Origin of the sequence: Mycobacterium sp. NPDC050441 (assembly GCF_040655355.1) — a bacterium.
Lineage (GTDB): Bacteria > Actinomycetota > Actinomycetes > Mycobacteriales > Mycobacteriaceae > Mycobacterium.
In genome coordinates this window covers 336,861-352,298 of sequence record NZ_JBFAJS010000001.1, presented here as the reverse complement: position 1 = coordinate 352,298, position 15,438 = coordinate 336,861, and the positions used below count along the sequence as shown (strand labels likewise).

Here is a 15,438-nt window from a genome sequence, read left to right as displayed (position 1 = left end):
GCATCGCGTAACCGCGATGCCCGAAACCGGAGTCACCTCATGCCTGAGTGCACCGCAATTGTCAACGACGCCAATGGCTTTGACCATCAGGGCTTTCGCGACCGCCATATCGGCCCGGACCAGACCGGCGAGCGGCGCATGCTCGACATTCTCGGATTCGCAACCACCGATGAGCTGATCGACAGCGCGGTGCCCCAGCAGATCCGTTGCACCGATGGCCTGCGACTGCCCGCCGCGCGATCGGAACAAGAGGTGCTCGCGGCGCTGCGCGACCTGGCCGACCGCAACCAGTCGCGGATTCAGATGATCGGCCTCGGCTACCACGACACGATCACTCCCGCGGTCCTGCGCCGCAACATGCTGGAGTCGCCGGCCTGGTACACCGCCTACACGCCGTACCAGCCCGAGATCTCGCAGGGCAGGCTGGAGGCGCTGCTCACCTTCCAGACGCTCATCGAGGACCTCACCGCGCTGCCGGTCGCCGGTGCATCGCTGCTGGACGAGGCCACCGCGGTGACGGAGGCGGTGCTGTTGATGCGGCGGGCCAACAAGGCCGGGTCATCCAACCGGGTGGTGCTGGACGCCGATTGCCTGCCGCAGACGCTCGCGGTGGTGCGCGGGCGGGCCGAAGCCGTCGGCGTCGAGGTCGTGGTCGCCGACCTGACCGAGGCATTGCCGGACGGTGACGCCTTCGGCGTGGTCTTCCAGTCCCCGGGCGCCAGCGGTGTGGTGCGCGACCTGGCTCCACTGGTCGCCGCGGCACGCGACCGCGGCATGCTCACCACGGTTGCGGCCGACCTGCTGTCGCTGACCCTGATCACGGCCCCCGGCGAGCAGGGCGCCGATATCGCGGTGGGCTCGGCGCAGCGGTTCGGTGTCCCGTTGTTCTTCGGCGGTCCCCATGCCGGGTACATGGCCGTGCGGTCCGGACTGGAGCGGATGCTGCCCGGCCGGCTGGTCGGTGTCTCGGTCGATGTGGACGGCAAGCCTGCCTACCGCCTTGCGCTGCAGACCCGCGAACAACACATCCGCCGCGACAAGGCGACCAGCAACATCTGCACCGCGCAGGCGTTGCTGGCCAACGTGGCCGCCATGTACGCCGTGTATCACGGTCCGGAAGGGTTGCGCGCCATCGCAACCCGCATCCACCGCCATGCCGCCGCGCTGGCCGCCGGCCTGCGATCCGTGGGCTGCGAGATCGTGCACGACCGGTTCTTCGACACCGTGACGGTGCGGGTGCCCGGCGGGGCCGAGCAGATCGTGGCGGCCGCCGACCGTGCCGGGATCAACCTGCGCCTGGTCGACGCCGATCATGTCGGCATGTCGTGCGACGAGTGCACCACCGACGACGTGGTCGGTCGCGTGCTCGGGGTTTTCGGGGCGTCGACCGCGGCCGCCGGTCATCCGTTCGCGCTGCCGGCTGATCTGCTCCGCACGTCGGAGTATCTGCAGCACCCCGTGTTTCATTCGCACCGGTCCGAGACGGCGATGCTGCGGTTCCTGCGGGAGCTCTCCGACCGGGATCTGGCGCTGGACCGCACCATGATTCCGCTCGGATCCTGCACCATGAAGCTCAACGCCGCTGCCGAGATGGAGCCGATCAGCTGGCCCGGGTTCGCCGGGATCCACCCGTACGCGCCGGCCGAACAGACCGCGGGTTACCTCGAGCTGATCGGCAATCTGGAAAGCTGGCTGTCCGAGATCACCGGCTATGACCGGGTTTCGTTGCAGCCCAATGCCGGATCCCAGGGTGAGCTTGCGGGCCTGCTGGCCATCAACGCCTACCACCGGTCACGCGGCGACGATCACCGCGACGTCTGCCTCATCCCGCAGTCGGCACACGGCACCAATGCGGCGTCGGCGGTCCTGGCCGGGATGCGGGTGGTCGTGGTGAAGACGGCGGCCAACGGCAACATCGACCACGACGACCTCGAAGCCAAGCTCGCCGCCCACAACGGGCAGGTCGCCGCGATCATGCTCACCTACCCGTCGACCCACGGCGTGTACGAAACCGATGTCCGCACTGTGTGCGATCTCGTCCACCGCGCCGGCGGGCAGGTCTACGTCGACGGCGCCAACCTGAACGCCCTTGTGGGGCTTGCCAAACCCGGCGAGTTCGGCGGCGACGTCTCACATCTCAACCTGCACAAGACGTTCTGCATCCCGCACGGCGGCGGCGGTCCGGGGGTCGGGCCCGTGGCGGTCCGCGCACACCTGGCGCCGTTCCTGCCCGGTGACCCGCTGCAGGACGGACCGGCGCCGGTGTCGGCGGCCAACTACGGGTCCGCAGGCATTCTGCCGATCACCTGGGCCTACCTGGCGCTCATGGGCCCGGACGGGTTGACGGCGGCCACGAAGGCCGCGGTGTTGGGCGCCAACTACCTCGCGACGTCATTGGCCGGGCACTACCCGGTGCTCTACACCGGGGAGAGCGGGCTGGTGGCACACGAATGCATCCTCGACCTCCGGGAGATCACCAAACGCACCGGCGTCACCGCGGAAGATGTCGCAAAGCGGTTGATCGACTACGGTTTCCACGCCCCGACCCTGTCGTTCCCGGTCAGCGGAACGCTCATGGTGGAGCCCACCGAATCGGAGGATCTGGCCGAGCTGGACCGGTTCATCGCGGCGATGATCAACATCCATGACGAGATCAGCCGCGTCGGCTCGGGGGAGTGGGAGCTCGAACTCAGCCCGCTGCGCCAGGCCCCGCACACCGCCGAACAGGTCACCAATGCCGAGTGGGCACTGCCGTACAGCAGGCAGTACGCGGCCTATCCCGTTGCCTCGCTGCGGCTCAACAAGTACTGGCCGCCGGTCCGCCGCATCGACGGCGTGCACGGCGACCGCAATCTCGCCTGCTCGTGCCCCGCACCCGAGGCGTTCCAGACCGACACCGTCGAGAGCCTTCAGGAGGTTTTTGCATGACCGACAACCACACCCCGGCGTCACCGCTGCTCGACGAACATCGCGGATTGGGCGCCACATTCACCGACTTCGCCGGATGGGCGATGCCGCTGAAGTACGGCAGTGAACTGGCAGAGCACCGAGCGGTCCGTGAGTCCGCGGGGCTGTTCGATCTGTCCCACATGGGCGAGATCTCGATCACCGGCTCGCAAGCCGCTGAGGCACTGGACTTTGCGTTGGTCGGCGAGGCGTCCAAGATCGTCGTCGGGCGGGCCAAATACTCGCTCATGTGCGACGTCGACGGCGGGGTGATCGACGATCTGGTGGTGTACCGGCTCGCCGGCGACCGCTTCCTGGTCGTCGCCAATGCCGCGAACGCTCCGACGGTGGCACGCGAACTGTCGAGCCGGGCCGCACAATTCGAGGCCGACGTCGACGACCAGTCCACCAGTACCGCGCTGATCGCCGTTCAGGGGCCCGCGGCGGAAGGCATCGTCAGCTCACTGGTGCCCGACGAGCAGCTGGAACTGGTCGCGCATCTCAAGTACTACGCGGTGACCGCGGCACAGGTCGCCGGTATCGATGTGCTGTTGGCGCGTACCGGCTACACCGGCGAGGACGGCTTCGAGCTCTACGTGCCCAACGCCCAGGCGGTGGAGTTATGGCGGTCCTTGCTGGCGGCCACCACCGAGGTCGATGGGTTGCCTGCGGGCCTGGCCTGCCGCGACACCTTGCGACTCGAGGCCGGAATGGCGCTCTACGGGCACGAGCTCACCCGCGAGCTCAACCCGTATGCGGCCGGCCTGGGCAAAGTCGTCCGCCTGGGTAAGGAGTTCGTTGGACGCGATGCGCTGCAAGGACTTTCCGAGCTGCCGGTCTCCCGCGTCCTGGTCGGGCTGAAGGGCGCAACCCGCCGCGCGGCCCGGGCCGGTTACGCCGTCGAGAACACCGACGGGGCCGCGGTGGGAATGGTGACGTCAGGCGCGTTGTCGCCGACTCTTGGCTACCCGATCGCACTGGCCTACCTCGACACGGGTCTGGCCGAACCCGGAACCGTGGTGCAGGTCGACATCCGCGGCAAGAAAGAACAGTTCGAAATCACCCCGGCGCCGTTCTACCGCCGCAGCTGAAAGGACCCGATATGACCACTCAGACAATCCCCGACGACCGTAGCTACACCGAGGAACATGAATGGGTGCTGATCGCGCCCGGCGCCGCGCTGTCGGACACCCCGGTACGGGTCGGGATCACCTCGGTCGCGGCAGCGGCGCTCGGTGACCTGGTGTTCCTCGACCTCCCCGAGGTCGGGTCCGACATCGTCGCCGGCGAGACCTGCGGTGAGGTGGAATCCACCAAGACCGTGTCCGAGCTGTACCCGCCCGTCAGCGGCACCGTCACGGCCGTCAACACGGCTGCCGTCGACGACCCCGCCCTGGTCACGTCCGACCCCTACGGGGAGGGCTGGCTGTTCGAGGTGCAGGCGACCGCCGCGGGAAACCTGTTGACCGCAGCCGAATACGCGCAGAAGAGCGAGGCCTAGACATGAGCATCCTTGATGAACGTCTCGCCGACTTCGACCCCGAAATCTTCTCGGCGATAGGCGACGAGCTGCGCCGGCAGCGGCTGGGCCTGGAGATGATCGCATCGGAGAACCACGCGCCACTCGCTGTCATGCAGGCCCAGGGCTCGGTGCTGACCAACAAGTACGCCGAAGGGTATCCGGGCCGTCGCTACTACGGCGGCTGCGAACACATCGACGTGGTCGAACGGCTCGCCATCGACCGCGTCAAGTCGTTGTTCGGAGCGGAATTCGCCAATGTGCAACCACATTCGGGTGCACAGGCCAATGCCGCCGTCATGCACGCGCTGATCAAACCGGGCGATACCATTCTCGGCCTGTCGCTGGACTGCGGTGGGCACCTGACCCACGGCATGCGGCTGAACTTCTCCGGCAAGCTCTACAACGTCGCCGCGTACGGGGTGTCCAAGGAGGACTTCCTCATCGACATGGACGCCGTTGCCGAGGCGGCCCGCGAACACCGGCCGCAGCTGATCATCGCCGGCTGGTCGGCCTACCCGCGCCAGCTGGACTTCGCCCGGTTCCGTGAGATCGCCGACGAGGTCGGGGCATACCTGATGGTCGACATGGCGCACTTCGCGGGCCTGGTCGCCGCCGGTCTGCATCCCTCCCCGGTGCCACACGCCCACGTCGTGACCTCCACGACCCACAAGACGCTGGGCGGCCCCCGCGGCGGCGTCATCCTCACCAACGAGGCCGACATCGCCAAGAAGATCAACTCGGCGGTGTTCCCCGGCCAACAGGGCGGACCGCTCGAGCACGTCATCGCGGCGAAGGCCGTCGGATTCAAGATGGCCGCCCAGCCGGAATTCGCCGAGCGCCAACAGCGGGTCCTGCGGGGCGCACGGATCCTGGCCGAGCGGCTGAACCAGCCCGACGTGCAGGCGGCGGGCATCACGGTCCTCACCGGCGGCACCGATGTGCACCTGGTGCTGGTGGATCTGCGTAATGCGGCCATCGACGGGCAACAGGCCGAGGATCGGCTCGACGCGGTCGGTATCACCGTCAACCGCAACGCGGTGCCGTTCGATCCCAGGCCGCCGATGGTCACCTCGGGGCTACGCATCGGCACCCCGGCACTGGCCGCCCGCGGGTTCGGCGACGACGAGTTCGCCCGCGTCGCCGACGTCATCGCCGCCGCGCTGATCGCCGACCCGGACGCTGACACCGAAAACCTTGCGGCACAGGTGCGTACGCTGGCCGAGCAGTTCCCACTCTATCCGGAGCTGTAGTCATGGCGGTCAGCGTGTTCGACCTGTTCTCGGTGGGGATCGGCCCGTCGAGCTCACACACCGTCGGCCCGATGCGGGCAGCGGGCATGTTCGTCGACGACCTCGTCGGTCGCGACATGGTCGATCACGTCGCCGAGGTCAGCGTGGACCTGTTCGGCTCGCTGGCGGCGACGGGTGCCGGACACGGCACCATGCCCGCCATCCTGCTCGGTCTCGAGGGCTACCGGCCCGAGACGATCGAGACCGACGAGATGGAACGGCGATTGGCTACCATCCGCGCCGACGGGAAGATCCTGTTCGCCGGCCGGAGCGTCATCGCACTGACCGAATCCGACATGCATCTGCAACCGGGTCGCCGGCTCGAACAGCATCCGAATGCCATGACGCTGACCGCGTTTTCGGCCGGTGGTGACGTGGTCTACCGCGAGACGTACTTCTCGGTGGGCGGCGGTTTCGTCGTCACCGAAACCGGGCCGGCCCGGCAGGAGACCGCGGGCGCCGATGCCAGCGGCTCCTTCCGGTCAGCTGCCGAGCTGCTGGAGCTGACCGAGCGGGACGGACTGTCGGTGAGCCAGACGATGATGCGGCAGGAGTGCGTGTCTCGAAGCGAAGCCGAGGTGCGGGAACGTCTTCTGCACATCCGTGAGGTCATGGTCGCGTGCCAGGGCAACGGGATGTCCCGGGACGGCTATCTGCCCGGCAACCTGCAGGTCCGGCGTCGCGCCAGAGACTGGTTCGTTCGGCTCGATGCTGAAGACCCGCAGCGTGATCCGGCCTTCGCCGAGGATTGGGTGAACCTGGTGGCACTCGCGGTCAACGAGGAGAACGCGTCGGGCGGCCGAATCGTGACCGCACCGACCAACGGTGCGGCCGGGATCATCCCGGCGGTCCTGCACTACGCGCTGCGCTACACCCCGGCCGGAATCGCCGACCCGGACGACACCACCGTCCGTTTCCTGCTCACCGCCGGAGCGATCGGTTCGCTGTACAAGGAGCGGGCCTCGATTTCGGGTGCGGAGGTGGGTTGCCAGGGTGAGGTCGGCTCCGCGGCGTCCATGGCTGCCGGAGGTTTGGCCGAGATCCTCGGTGGCACACCGCAACAGGTGGAGAACGCCGCCGAGATCGCCATGGAGCACAGCCTCGGTCTCACGTGCGATCCGATCGGCGGGCTGGTGCAGATCCCGTGCATCGAACGCAATGCCATCTCGGCGGGCAAGGCGATCAACGCGGCCCGCATGGCACTGCGCGGCGACGGTACGCACCGGGTGAGCCTGGATCAGGTCATCGAGACGATGCGTGCCACCGGAATGGACATGAGCGCCAAATACAAGGAGACATCCATGGGTGGCCTGGCGGTCAACGTCTCCGTCAACGTCGTCGAATGCTGAGGATATGACCGTTACCCCGGAAGGTCGCCGGTTGCTGCGCCTGGAGGTCCGCAACGCGCAGATCCCGGTCGAACGCAAGCCGGCCTGGATGAAGGCGCAGCTGCGGACCGGGCCTGAATACCGTGAGCTGGCCTCGCTCGTGCAGCGCAACGATCTGCACACGGTGTGTCAGGAAGCGGGCTGCCCCAACATCTTCGAATGCTGGGAAGCCCGGGAGGCAACTTTCCTGATCGGCGGTGACCAGTGCACGCGGCGCTGCGATTTCTGCCAGATCGCCACCGGCCGGCCCGAGCCGCTGGACCGGGATGAACCGCGGCGCGTGGCCGAATCCGTGGCCCACATGCAGCTGCGCTACGCCACCGTCACCGGGGTCGCGCGCGACGACCTGCCCGACGGCGGTGCCTGGTTGTACGCCGAGACCGTTCGCCAGATCCACGCGGCCTGCCCGGGCACCGGCGTCGAACTGCTGATCCCGGACTTCACCGGAACCCCCGCACAACTCGACGAAGTATTCGATGCCACACCAGAAGTACTGGCACACAACTTGGAAACGGTGCCGCGCATCTTCCGCCGGATCCGGCCGGGCTTCGACTACGAGCGTTCGCTCGAAGTGATCGAACGTGCCCGCAGCCAGGACCTCATCACGAAGTCGAACCTGATCCTCGGGATGGGGGAGACCACCGAGGAGATCGTGGCGGCCCTGCGAGACCTGCACGCTGCCGGCTGCCAACTGATCACCATCACCCAGTACCTGCGGCCCACCCCGCGCCATCACCCCATCGAACGCTGGGTCACCCCAGACGAATTCGCCGAACTCGATGACGTTGCCCGAGAGATCGGCTTTCTCGGGGTGATGTCCGGGCCGCTCGTGCGCTCGTCCTACCGGGCCGGCTGGCTCTACACCCAGGCCCGCACCGCCATCAAACTTTCAAGGAGTCACGCATGACCAACACCGCAGATGTCGTCATCCTCGGCGGCGGCCCGGGCGGGTACGCCGCCGCGATCCGCGCGTCGCAACTCGGATTGTCCGTCGCCCTGATCGACGAGGCCCAGGTGGGCGGCACCTGCCTGCATCGTGGGTGCATCCCGACCAAGGCGCTGCTGCACGCGGCCGAGGTCGCCGACTCCGCGCGCACCGCAGCACAATTCGGGATCAAAGCGACCTTCGAGGGCGTTGACCCGGAGAAGCTGCACGGCTTCAAGAACACCGTGGTGTCGCGCCTGCACAAGGGATTGTCCGGACTGATCGACGCCCTCGGCATCACCGTCGTCAACGGCCGCGGTCGGCTCACCGGGCCGACCACCGTCGAGGTCGACGGCACCACCATCACCGGAAAGTCGATCGTGCTGGCCACCGGGTCGGCACCGAAGCTCCCCGGACTCATCGCGACCTCCGATCGGGTGCTCACCAGCGATCAGGCCCTGGAGCTGGACACCATCCCCGAATCGGCGATCATCCTCGGCGGTGGCGTGATCGGCGTCGAATTCGCGAGTCTCTGGGCCTCGTTCGGCACCAAGGTGACCATCGTCGAAGCGCTGCCACGGCTGGTGCCCAACGAAGACGCCGCCATCTCCACCTATCTGGAACGGTTGTTCCGTCGCCGCCGCATCACCGCCAAGACCGGAGCCCGCGTCACCGCGGTCGCCACCGATCGCGACGACGTGCGGGTATCCCTCGAATCCGGTGATGAGTTGTCCGCCGACGTGCTGTTGGTCGCCGTCGGCCGGGCCCCGCGTACCGCCGACCTGGGTCTGGCCGAGGCCGGTGTGACACTCGACCGTGGATTCGTGGTGACCGACGACGCGCTGCGCACCAGCGTGCCGACCGTGTACGCGATCGGCGACATCGTCGGAGGACTCCAGTTGGCGCACCGGGCATTTCAGCAGGGCATCTTCGTCGCCGAGCAGATCGCCGGACGCAACCCCGAGGCCGTCGCTGACCTCGGTATCCCGCGGGTCACGTACTGCAATCCCGAGATCGCTTCGGTGGGGCTCACCGAGGAAGCGGCTCGGGAACGCTACGGCGACGGCGTGGAAACCGTCACCTATGACCTGGCGGGCAACGGCCGCAGCCAGATCCTCAAGGCCTCCGGGGCGATCAAGCTCGTCGTTGACCCGGCCGGCGCGGTCGCGGGCGTGCACATGATCGGCCACGGGGTCTCGGAGCTGATCGGTGAGGCCCAAATGCTGTACAACCTGGGCGTCAAGGCCGACGAGGCCGCCCGGTTCGTGCACGCCCACCCGACGCAGAACGAAGCATTGGGAGAGGCGCTGATGGCAGTGTCCGGCGCGCCGCTTCACCTGCACGGCTGAGGCGGACGCCCGCTCGGAGGCCGCGAGCTAGACGTTTCGGGCACCGCGGCGGTCGCCGAACTCCTCGTCGAGGATCGCCACCAGCCGGTCGACCATCCACTCGGTGAGCATTTTGCCCTTCTCGGCAGTGGCGGCCTCGGGCGACGACAAGACCCCGCTGGCCGTGGACATCCGGGTGTCGATGGGCAGCACATCGTGATTGACGACCCGTTCGGGAGCGTCGGCCACGATGTGCTCGGTGCGCACCAAATGCGGTGCGTGGTGCAGCAGCAGCGAGGTCTCGATCACGGCGGCATGCTCGAGCGCCAGTCCGGGGAAGCCCTCGGGCCAGATGGCCTGTTGGCGGTCCACGGTGAAATCGGGGTTGGCGTCCTCCATCACCAGGATTTTCAGTTCCGGGTGCTTCTCGGAGATCAGGAACGCGGGCTCGTAGATGAAGCCGCTGTTCTCGTAGTGCCAGTTGTACAGCACGATGTTGCGGAACCCGGCCCGCTTCAGCTCGCTGAGGATGTCTTCGAGCAGCGCGATATAGGTGGTGGCGCGCAGTGACAGGGTGCCCGGAATATGCTGTCCGCCACCGCTGCCCGGACGGCTGCGGTAGCCGAAGGGCACGAACTGGCCGACGATGAGGTCGGTCTGACGGCTGGCTTCCGCCAGCAGCTTCTCGGGGATGAGCCAGTCGGTGCAGACCGGCAGGTGATGGCCGTGCTGCTCGGTGGAGCCGATCGGGATGGCGATCGGGACGTCGGCGCGGGCCGCCTCGGCGATCTCCGACCAGGTCATATCCCGGTACAGCCGGGGTTGGTTCTCGGTCATTACGAAACTCCTTGTAGATCAGTCGTTGTGGGAGACGCCGATGTTGCCGGCGGGGATGCAGGTCGACCGTCCGCCGTCGACGACGAGGTGTGTGCCGACGGCGTAGCTGGCCCGGTCGGACAGCAGGAACACCACGGCCTCGGCGATCTCCTGCGGCTCGCCGAACCGTCCGGCGGCCACGCTGGACGCGATTTCGGCGATCTCGGCCTCTGGGTCGGCGCTGTCCTCGAACTCGACCATGAGCAGCGGAGTCCGGGTGGTGCCGGGGCACACCGAGTTCACCCGGATGCCCCAGGAGATCAATTCCGCTGCAGCACTGCGGGTCATCGCCACGATGGCGCCCTTGGTGGCGGTGTAGGCGACGAATCCGGGCTGGCCCATGAGGGCGAGCTCGGAGCCGGTGTTGACGATCGAGCCCGCGCCCCGGGGCTGCATGACACGGGCCGCCTCACGCAGCACGTAGAACGAGCCGGCCACGTTGATCGACATCAGATCGTCGAGGATCTCATCGGTGGTCTCGACAAGCGGTGCGACGCGGGATATTCCGGCGTTGTTGAGCACCGCGTCGATGGGGCCCAACTCGGCTTCGACCCGTTCGAACGCGGCGCGCACCGCGGCCGAATCCCGCACGTCGACACTGACCGGCAGGGCGCGCCTGCCCTGCTCCTCGACAAGTCGCACGACCTCGGACAGGTCGTCCTGCGGCCGGGCCAGCAGCGCGACGTCGGCACCTTCACGGGCCAGGGTCGCGGCGGTGGCCAGCCCGATACCCGAGGAGGCTCCGCTGACCAGGGCAATGCGGTTCGTCATCTCACCCATGTGCGTGTCCTTTTCGTCGCGGTTCGTCACAGCTTCTCGGTGGCCCGGATCCACTCGATCTGTTTCTCCAGGCCCTTCTCCAGCGCCCATTGCGGCACATAGCCGAGGTCGCGCTCAGACCGGCTCAGATCGAACTGGACCTGCCGGTCCCAGGCGGGCAGGTAACCCGGGCCGATGTCGAAGCGGGCATCGGGCAGCAACTTCTTCAGCAGGTCGGCGGTTTCGAAGACGGTCATTCGATCGCCGCCCGAGACGAAGTAGGCCTGCTGGGTCAGGTTGGTGGTGGTGGCGGCCAGTCGGGCAGCGTTGGCGACATCGTCGACGTAGACGAACTGGAACCCGTGGTCACCGCCGGATTCGAGGGTGAACGTCTCGCCGCGCAGGCCGGCCCGGATCATGTCGCCCAGCAGGCTGGGCATCCACAGGCCCGGCCCGTACACCTCGGTGATGCGCAGCGACACGATTTCCATGCCATACAGCGAGTTGTACGCGCTGCCCAGCAGTTCGCCGGCCACCTTGGTCACGCCGTAGACCGTGGTGGGGGCCGGTTTGACGTCCTCCGTGACGGGTCCGGTCTCGGTGATGTTGCCCAGCGCGCATTCCGAGGAGAAGAACACGATGCGGCGCACGCCGGTCATCCGAGCTGCTTCGTAAACCGCAAGCGTGCCATCGGCGTTGGCGGCGAAAGTGGTGACCGGCAGTTCGATCGAGATCGCCGGATGGCTCTGCCCGGCGGTGTGGATGATGCGGTCCACGTCGTAGGTGCGAAGGGTATCCGTCAGGCGCGGGATGTCGAACAGTTCGCCGAGAACCGCGACTACTCCGTCCCGGGGGTCGACGGAGTAGTCGCGGTTGTACATGACGACGCGTTCGCCGTCGGCTATCAACTGGTCCACCACGTGGCGGCCGACGAAGCCGCGGCCGCCGGTGACGAGTGTGGTCATGGCAATCTTCCCCTATTGGTGGTAATTGTCCTGTGCTGCAACATGTTTGATGGGAGGGGTCGGCACCGATCTGACTGTCATGTGCGCTCCTCGCTCCTATGTGAACCACAATGCCCCGGTACTTCCCGGACGACAACGGACGTACTGTCATATGTTTGTGGGGTGACGTGAGTCATACTGTCGTATGTCCTTGACCGTCGGAGACGTGCTGGCTCACCCGTCGTTGCAGTCGGCGAGCCCCGCCGTGCTGAGCGGTCATGACCATCTCGATCACCCGGTGCGCTGGGTCCATTCCACCGATCTCTACGACATCGCGGGACTGCTGCGCGGCGACGAAGTTCTGCTGACCAACGGCGTCGGCCTCATCGACGTGGGCGAGGCCGGCCGCCGACTGTACATCCGGCGGTTGGCCGAGCGGGGCGTGGCCGGGTTGTTCTTCGAGGTGGGCAGGACGTTCGCACAGGTGCCGCCGGAGATGGTCGAGGAGGCGCTCCCGCTGGGGTTCCCCGTGGTCGAGCTGGCGCCCACACTGCGGTTCACCGAAGTGGCCGAGGCGGTGAACAGTGAGCTCATCGACCGGTCGGTCTCGCGATTGCGCCATGCCGACGAAACGTCTCGCGCGCTGTCGGAAGCCCTGGCCCGCGGCGCGACCCTGAATGAACTGATCGATCAGGTCGCCGCGATGCTCGGGACGTCGGCGCGGCTCAGCGACTATGCGGGACGCGTCATGGTCGAGTCCGGGCCCGGTGACCGCATCGGTACCGGGCGCTCCGAGGTGCCGGTGATGGTCGACGGCACGGCGTGGGGCCGGCTGTCGGTGGACCCGGAGGGCGTGCCCGAATTGCTCTGTGCCGCCGTGCTCGACCGCGCGCCGACCGTGCTGGGCCTGTGTCTGATGCGAGAACAGACCGGCATCGCCGGCACGCTGCGGGCACAGCAGTTGGTACTCGATCAGCTCGTGGCGAATCAGCCTGTCGAACACAGCGCGCTCGAATCGCGGCTGCGGGCGGCGGGCATCGCGACGGCGGGTCAACGCTATGTATGCGTCGCGATCGACCCGCAGCGCGTCGAGTCGGTCGCCTCGGTGGCCGACGCCCTGATGCGTCAGGTCGGCCAGGGCATCTTCGGGCTCGTCGACAGTCTGCTGTGCGGCGTGCTGGTGATGCCGGCGGGGGTGCCGTCCACCGACGTCGTCGATGCGGTGCGCGAGGCCGCCCGGATTGCCCGGCTGCCACGGAACCATCTGTGCGCCACGGCCAGTCGCGCTGTCGGCGAGATCGGCCTGCTGCCCAAGGCCATGGCGGAGGCGCGCGAGACACTGCGGCTCGGTCAGGGGCTGGGTGAGGCGGGCCCGGTGATCGGTGTGCAGGCGCTCGTGCTGGAGCGGCTGTTGGCCCGCCACGGCGATGCCGATGCCGTGCGCCAGTTCATCGACGATCAGATCGGCGTGCTGGAACGGACTGACGCGGCCAAGGGGAGCGAGCTGGTCCGCACGCTGGAAGTGCTGATCGCGTGCGCGGGCAGCAAGGCGGAGGCCGCCAAACGCCTGCACATCCGCAGGCAGTCCCTGTACTACCGGCTCGAGCAGGTGGCCCGACTGCTCGAGGTGACCCTCGACGAACCCGGGCAGCTGACCACCTTGGCGGTCGCGATTGCGGCCCGGCGGGTTTCCTCGGCCGAACTGACAGGACGTTGACAGCGTTTGTGCGCACGCACAAGGCGGGTCTTGCGCTTTGTGCGGATCAAATATCGCGCCGGAAGGTGTGACGCACGCATCATTGATCGCACAGCAGCCCATCTGACCTGGAGTGCGACGCGTGAACACCCGAGAAATCCATGCCGAACCCGACGTCCTGATCGTGGGGGCCGGAGCCTCCGGCGGGGTGGCGGCCCTCGAACTGGCCCGCCACGGACTGAAGGTCGTCTGTCTGGAACAGGGCGATTGGAACCTGCCCGACGACTTCACCGCAGGCAAGCCGGAGTGGGAGCTCACGCGCCTCAAACAGTGGAACTCCAGCCCCAACGTGCGGCAGAACTCCGCCGACTATCCGATCGACAGCACCGACAGCCCGGTCGAACCGTTGATGTTCAACGGTGTCGGCGGCAGCACCATCATGTTCTCCGGGCACTGGGTGCGCGCGATGCCGTCGGACTTCCGGGTCAAGACGCTCGACGGCGTCGCCGAGGACTGGCCCTTCACCTACGAGGACCTGAGGCCGTTCTACGACGAGGTGACCCACCACATCGGGGCGTCCGGGCTCGAGGGCGATCCGGCTTACCCGGACCCGCACACCTTCCCGCTGCCACCGCTGCCGATCGGCAAGTACGGTCTGGTCGCCGCCAAAGGCATGGACAAGCTGGGCTGGCACTGGTGGCCCGCGCCCAACGCGATCGCCTCGCGCAAGTACAAGAATCAGGAAGCCTGCCAGCGCTACGGCGCCTGTGAATCCGGCTGCCCCGTCGGCGCGAAGGCCAGCACCGACATCACCCATTGGCGTGACGCGATCAAGCTCGGGGTGCAGCTGGTCACCGGGGCCAGGGTCAGCCGACTGACGCTGAACGACGGTGGCCTGGTGACCGGCGCCGAGTACATCGACCGCGACGGCACGCTGCAACATCAGGCCGCGCGGGTGACGGTGTTGGCGGCCAACGGAATCGGCACGCCCCGCCTACTGCTGAACTCTGCCCCGGACGGCCTGGCCAACTCCTCGGGCCTGGTCGGCAAGCGGCTGATGACCCACCCGTACGCCTCGGTCTACGGCGCCTACGACGAAGACATGGAAACCTGGCTCGGTCCGGCCGGACAGGCGCTGCAGTCGCTGCAGTTCTACGAGACCGACACGGACCGCGGATTCGTCCGCGGCGCGAAGTGGAACCTCATGCCCACCGGCGGCCCGTTGGCCCAGACCCTGTGGGAGCCCGGGGACAACTGGCGCGACGGCTTCGGCGCCAACTTCCATCCGCGGCTGAAGCGGACTTTCGGCCGCTACACCGAGTGGGGTATCACCACCGAGGACCTGCCCGACGAATCCAACACCGTGACACTGGATCCCAACGTCACCGACTCCGACGGGATCCCGGCGGCCAAGATCCACTACAAGATCGGCGAGAACTGCCGGCGGATGCTCGAGTTCAACGTCGCACGGGCCGTCGAGGCGCACGAGGCCGCCGGAGCCGTTGAGGTGCACCCGATTCCGGTGGTCAGGCACAGCGCCTGGCACCTGCTGGGCACCACCAAGATGGGCTCCGACCCGGCCTCCTCCGTCGTCGACGAATGGTGCCGGACGCATGACGTCCCGAACCTGTTCATCGTGGACGGCAGCACCATGGTGACCTCGACCGGCATGAATCCCACCGCCACGATCATGGCTGTCGCGCTGCGCTCCATGCGGCATCTCGCGGAAAACCGCTCCAGCATCCCGACTGCATTCTGAGGACCA

The 15,438-nt window shown here is 67.5% G+C and carries 12 protein-coding genes; 9 read left to right on the top strand and 3 right to left on the bottom strand.

Annotation, left to right across the window (positions count from 1 at the left end):
* Window positions 1-39: 39 nt before the first annotated feature.
* Genes gcvP through lpdA form a run of 7 tightly spaced genes read left to right on the top strand, consistent with a single transcriptional unit; the run spans window position 40 to window position 9,419 of the window.
* Window positions 40-2,928, top strand: coding sequence for an aminomethyl-transferring glycine dehydrogenase (gene gcvP, locus AB0I14_RS01830; RefSeq protein WP_358015009.1), 2,889 nt, complete (start codon window positions 40-42; stop codon window positions 2,926-2,928).
* Window positions 2,925-4,037: a glycine cleavage system aminomethyltransferase GcvT gene (gene gcvT, locus AB0I14_RS01825; RefSeq protein ID WP_358015006.1), complete on the top strand. Its 1,113-nt coding sequence runs from the start codon at window positions 2,925-2,927 to the stop codon at window positions 4,035-4,037. Before gcvP ends, gcvT begins: the two co-directional genes overlap by 4 nt.
* Before the next feature lie 11 nt (window positions 4,038-4,048).
* Window positions 4,049-4,447, top strand: a complete 399-nt coding sequence (gcvH, locus tag AB0I14_RS01820) for a glycine cleavage system protein GcvH (protein ID WP_358015003.1) — start codon at window positions 4,049-4,051, stop codon at window positions 4,445-4,447.
* Window positions 4,448-4,449: 2 nt separating this feature from the next.
* Window positions 4,450-5,718, top strand: coding sequence for a serine hydroxymethyltransferase (gene glyA / locus AB0I14_RS01815; RefSeq protein WP_358015001.1), 1,269 nt, complete (start codon window positions 4,450-4,452; stop codon window positions 5,716-5,718).
* Window positions 5,719-5,720: 2 nt separating this feature from the next.
* Window positions 5,721-7,106, top strand: a complete 1,386-nt coding sequence (locus AB0I14_RS01810) for an L-serine ammonia-lyase (RefSeq protein WP_358014998.1) — start codon at window positions 5,721-5,723, stop codon at window positions 7,104-7,106.
* 4 nt (window positions 7,107-7,110) lie between these two features.
* A complete protein-coding gene (lipA, locus tag AB0I14_RS01805; protein WP_358014995.1) occupies window positions 7,111-8,052 on the top strand; it encodes a lipoyl synthase in 942 nt (313 codons plus the stop codon).
* Entirely contained in the window at window positions 8,049-9,419 is a 1,371-nt protein-coding gene (gene lpdA, locus AB0I14_RS01800) for a dihydrolipoyl dehydrogenase (RefSeq protein WP_358014993.1), read from the top strand. The genes lipA and lpdA overlap by 4 nt, the downstream gene beginning before the upstream one ends.
* Window positions 9,420-9,446: 27 nt before the next feature.
* Here the strand turns inward: lpdA and AB0I14_RS01795 are convergent, their stop codons facing one another.
* The 3 genes from AB0I14_RS01795 to AB0I14_RS01785 are packed head-to-tail and all read right to left on the bottom strand — an operon-like array spanning window position 9,447 to window position 11,998.
* A complete protein-coding gene (locus AB0I14_RS01795; RefSeq protein WP_358014990.1) occupies window positions 9,447-10,235 on the bottom strand; it encodes a creatininase in 789 nt (262 codons plus the stop codon).
* Window positions 10,236-10,253: 18 nt separating this feature from the next.
* Entirely contained in the window at window positions 10,254-11,054 is an 801-nt protein-coding gene (locus AB0I14_RS01790) for an SDR family NAD(P)-dependent oxidoreductase (RefSeq protein WP_358014987.1), read from the bottom strand.
* A gap of 26 nt (window positions 11,055-11,080) precedes the next feature.
* On the bottom strand, window positions 11,081-11,998 hold the full coding sequence (locus tag AB0I14_RS01785; RefSeq protein ID WP_358014984.1) for an NAD-dependent epimerase/dehydratase family protein: 918 nt from the start codon (window positions 11,996-11,998) through the stop codon (window positions 11,081-11,083).
* A gap of 184 nt (window positions 11,999-12,182) precedes the next feature.
* On the opposite strand from AB0I14_RS01785, the gene AB0I14_RS01780 reads away from it, so the two are divergent.
* On the top strand, window positions 12,183-13,694 hold the full coding sequence (locus AB0I14_RS01780) for a PucR family transcriptional regulator ligand-binding domain-containing protein (protein WP_358014981.1): 1,512 nt from the start codon (window positions 12,183-12,185) through the stop codon (window positions 13,692-13,694).
* A 112-nt stretch (window positions 13,695-13,806) separates the two neighbouring features.
* Window positions 13,807-15,432 (top strand): GMC family oxidoreductase, encoded by a 1,626-nt coding sequence (locus AB0I14_RS01775; RefSeq protein WP_358014978.1) that lies wholly within the window; start codon window positions 13,807-13,809, stop codon window positions 15,430-15,432.
* Window positions 15,433-15,438 lie beyond the last annotated feature (6 nt).

Coding starts and splice junctions, on each gene's coding strand:
- lpdA (WP_358014993.1), top strand. CDS start 8,049: ATGACCAACACCGCAGATGTCGTCATCCTCGGCGGCGGCCCGGGCGGG.
- AB0I14_RS01790 (WP_358014987.1), bottom strand. CDS start 11,054: ATGGGTGAGATGACGAACCGCATTGCCCTGGTCAGCGGAGCCTCCTCG.
- glyA (WP_358015001.1), top strand. CDS start 4,450: ATGAGCATCCTTGATGAACGTCTCGCCGACTTCGACCCCGAAATCTTC.
- gcvP (WP_358015009.1), top strand. CDS start 40: ATGCCTGAGTGCACCGCAATTGTCAACGACGCCAATGGCTTTGACCAT.
- AB0I14_RS01780 (WP_358014981.1), top strand. CDS start 12,183: ATGTCCTTGACCGTCGGAGACGTGCTGGCTCACCCGTCGTTGCAGTCG.
- AB0I14_RS01795 (WP_358014990.1), bottom strand. CDS start 10,235: ATGACCGAGAACCAACCCCGGCTGTACCGGGATATGACCTGGTCGGAG.
- gcvT (WP_358015006.1), top strand. CDS start 2,925: ATGACCGACAACCACACCCCGGCGTCACCGCTGCTCGACGAACATCGC.
- AB0I14_RS01810 (WP_358014998.1), top strand. CDS start 5,721: ATGGCGGTCAGCGTGTTCGACCTGTTCTCGGTGGGGATCGGCCCGTCG.
- AB0I14_RS01785 (WP_358014984.1), bottom strand. CDS start 11,998: ATGACCACACTCGTCACCGGCGGCCGCGGCTTCGTCGGCCGCCACGTG.
- lipA (WP_358014995.1), top strand. CDS start 7,111: ATGACCGTTACCCCGGAAGGTCGCCGGTTGCTGCGCCTGGAGGTCCGC.
- gcvH (WP_358015003.1), top strand. CDS start 4,049: ATGACCACTCAGACAATCCCCGACGACCGTAGCTACACCGAGGAACAT.